Raw genomic sequence first — 3,131 nt, forward strand, 5'->3', positions numbered from 1 at the left:
TGAACGGATTCCAGAGCCCTATGCCTGAAGTCATCCTGCCCGGCGCCTCCGGTCGCATCGAAGGCCGCTACTCCCCCGGCAAGCGCGCCAACGCCCCGATCGCCCTGATCCTGCACCCCCACCCCAAGGCGGGCGGGCATATGAACAACCCGGTCGCGGTCACCCTGTACCAGCTGTTCCAGAAGCGCGGCTTTGCGACCCTTCGCTACAATTCGCGCGGTGTGGGCAAGTCCCAGGGCGAGTTCGACTCGGGCATCGGCGAGCTGGCCGACGCGGCCACCGCCCTCGACTGGCTCCAGTCGAACAACCCGGCGGCGACCCAGACCTGGGTCGGCGGCTATCAGTTCGGCGCCTATATCGGCATGCAGCTCTTGATGCGCCGCCCCGAAACGGACGGCTTCGTCTCGGTCTCGCCGCCGTCGAACATGTACGATTTCAGCTTCCTGGCCCCCTGCCCGGCGTCCGGCCTGTTCCTGCACGGCACGGCCGACACCATCGTGCCGCCGGTCGAGGTCGAACGCGTGGTCAACAAGCTGCGCACCCAGAAGGGCATCGTCATCGACTACGAACTGGAAGAAGGCGCGAGCCACTTCTGGCAGAACCACATCGACGCCGTGGATCGCCGTGTCGGCCTGTACCTCGACAAGCGTCTGGAAGCCGAACCCGCCTGATCGGGCGTTCGCCGCAAGGCTTGTATCAAATAGGTTTAAATTCCTCCCGACCTCTTGCGTCCGGACGGCATCGACACCAACTGCGCTTTCGGATCTTTGAAAAGTGCAGGCTGCAACATCTTGGTGTCGGCCACCGGAATTCGCCAGGGTTGGTGGCGGGTTCTCAGCCCATTCCCCAAGTCATTGAATTTGCTTGGGCGGGCCTGGCGGTTTGGCGGTTTGGCGGCCTGTTTTCAGAGCGCCACCGCCACAGACGGCGGGCAACGGTCATGAACCTTGAGGAATCGAAACTCGCGGTGACCCTTATTGTGGGGCTCGATTGGGTTCATCACAACGGACATCACGATTTCACAACGGCCACGACGAAACCGAACATGAGGTCACGCCGCTGACTGATTCCATTGGGAGCACCGTCTGCGAGGAACATTAGGCGGCGAAGCCGCTCTTCGTCCTTGAGGACATCCGCGACCTGCGGTCACAACATCGAAAGCCGCTCGGTCTCGTCGTGTTCTTTGTGCCTTCGTGGTGTCCGTTGTGATGAACTGTTCCGTGTCGAACACACAGCTCAACTCACCCGACGAGCGGCCTAATACAGCAGGAACGGCTTCCGGGCCTCGATCCATGCCGCCTCATCCGGGCTCGCAATCGCGTCCAGATCAGCCGCCGTCGCCGACCGGTCATCGACCCATTCGCGCAGGATCGGCGAACCGTTGATCACATCGATCGCCAGCTTTCCAAACGCATACTCGTATGGAAAATCCCGCCACAGACCGTAATCGGGATACAGGTTCCGGATCGCCTTGAAGCCCGCCGCCTGGACCCGCCAGGGCCGGAAGGCGTCGTGATCATAGAAAGGTCCGTCGACGTGGATCTGGACCCCGCTGCACAGCTGCCCGACATGCTTGTGGAAGGTCGGCTGGAACCAGCAGTCCCTCAGGATGCAGCCATTCAGCCAATCCGGCGCGATCCTGCGCATCTCGGCGATCACGGCGCGGGCGTCGATGTCGGGTGCGCCGAACAGTTCCAGCGGCCGGGTCGTCCCCCGCCCCTCCGAAAGGGTCGCCCCCTCCAGCATCACCGTCCCGGCATAGGCCCGGGTCATAGACACATTCGGCGCGTTCGGGCTGGGGTTGACCCAGGACCGTTCGTTCAGGGGCCAGCCGAACCCCGGCCCCGCCTCGGGCGCCCAGCCCTCCATCTCGACCACGCTGTACCCGGGCACATCCAGCTTGAAGTGATCGATGAACCAGTGACCCAGCTCGCCCAGGGTCATCCCATGCCGCATCGGCATCGGCCCCGCGCCGACGAAACTCTCCCAGCCGGACCTCAGGGTCGTGCCCTCGACCGGTCGCCCCGCCGGATTGGGCCGGTCCAGCACCCAGACCGCCTTGCCATGCTCGGCCGCCGCCTCCAGCACGTACAGCAGGGTCGTGATGAAGGTGTAGATGCGACACCCGACGTCCTGGAGGTCGATCAGGATCACGTCGAACGTGCCCATCGACTGGCCCGTCGGCCGACGCACCTCTCCGTACAGGCTGAAGACCGGGATGCCGTGGACCGGATCGGTCTCGTCCGGGCTCTCCATCATATTGTCCTGCAGGTCTCCCTTCATCCCGTGCTGAGGCCCGAAGGCCGCCGTCAGCGTGATCCCGGGACAGGCGGCGAGCGCATCGACCGCATGGGTCAGGTCCGCCGTCACCGACGCCGGATGGGCCAGCAAGGCGACGCGCCGCCCCTTGAGCTCGGCGCGCAGGGCCGGGTCGGACAGCAGGCGATCGAGGCCGGTCTTCATGGCAGGTCCAGAACGAAGGAGTCGGGGTGATGAAAGTCCGGCTTATCCGAAGGATGCGCCAGCGCCCAATAGGTCTTCTCGCCGTCGACGTCCTCGATAACCGCCGACAGGCCGATCCGGTCGGCGGAGGGCGGCAGGTCGACCACGAAGCCCAGATCCAGATAGCTGCCCCGACCTTCAAGACAGACAAGCCAAGCCTCCTCTTTCGCCGGCATCATCTCCTGTCGATAGCCGCTGAAGCTGTAGGATGCCCACTGACCCGAGGTTGCGAAGTTGAATTCGCGATAGCCATCGTCGGTGCTGATGAACAACTCAAAGCAGGTGTGCTTCCACAGTTCATCCTTTCGGCCAGCGCTGGACAAGCTCTCCAGCGTGACAGGGCCGACTTGGCGGGACCAACGGATCCGGGCCGTCTCGCCTCCAAGGCAGTAGGTCAGCCGTAGCCGGGTGCCTTCGCGACGGAGATCTACGTCGATGCGCTCGGCCGGAGACCCCGGTGTGCTGGGATGGTGGATCAAGGTAACGGCCATCCCCCTCGATACCGCGACCTTGACGCGGGTCAACGTCTGAAGCTACGCACTGACTATGATCGCCAACCGCGACATCACCGGCCTGTATTACCGCTCGCTGAGCTAGCGAGCGGCCGCGATCACGCGCCGCCCACGCTG

Annotated in this window: 3 protein-coding genes; 1 reads left to right on the forward strand and 2 read right to left on the reverse strand. The window is 64.1% G+C overall.

The window, feature by feature from the left end:
* Positions 1-20: 20 nt before the first annotated feature.
* Positions 21-671, forward strand: a complete 651-nt coding sequence (locus ACILQR_RS16275) for an alpha/beta hydrolase (RefSeq protein ID WP_395652410.1) — start codon at positions 21-23, stop codon at positions 669-671.
* 586 nt (positions 672-1,257) lie between these two features.
* Here ACILQR_RS16275 and ACILQR_RS16280 read toward each other — a convergent pair.
* Entirely contained in the window at positions 1,258-2,463 is a 1,206-nt protein-coding gene (locus ACILQR_RS16280) for an exo-beta-N-acetylmuramidase NamZ domain-containing protein (RefSeq protein ID WP_395652408.1), read from the reverse strand.
* Entirely contained in the window at positions 2,460-3,026 is a 567-nt protein-coding gene (locus ACILQR_RS16285; RefSeq protein WP_395652409.1) for a DOMON-like domain-containing protein, read from the reverse strand. The genes ACILQR_RS16280 and ACILQR_RS16285 overlap by 4 nt, the downstream gene beginning before the upstream one ends.
* Positions 3,027-3,131 lie beyond the last annotated feature (105 nt).

The organism is Brevundimonas sp. (assembly GCF_044239655.1).
In the GTDB taxonomy this organism is placed as follows: Bacteria; Pseudomonadota; Alphaproteobacteria; order Caulobacterales; family Caulobacteraceae; genus Brevundimonas.

Bases quoted from the DNA above. Each gene is read 5' to 3' on its own strand.
- ACILQR_RS16275 (WP_395652410.1), top strand. From the start codon at position 21: ATGCCTGAAGTCATCCTGCCCGGCGCCTCCGGTCGCATCGAAGGCCGC.
- ACILQR_RS16280 (WP_395652408.1), bottom strand. From the start codon at position 2,463: ATGAAGACCGGCCTCGATCGCCTGCTGTCCGACCCGGCCCTGCGCGCC.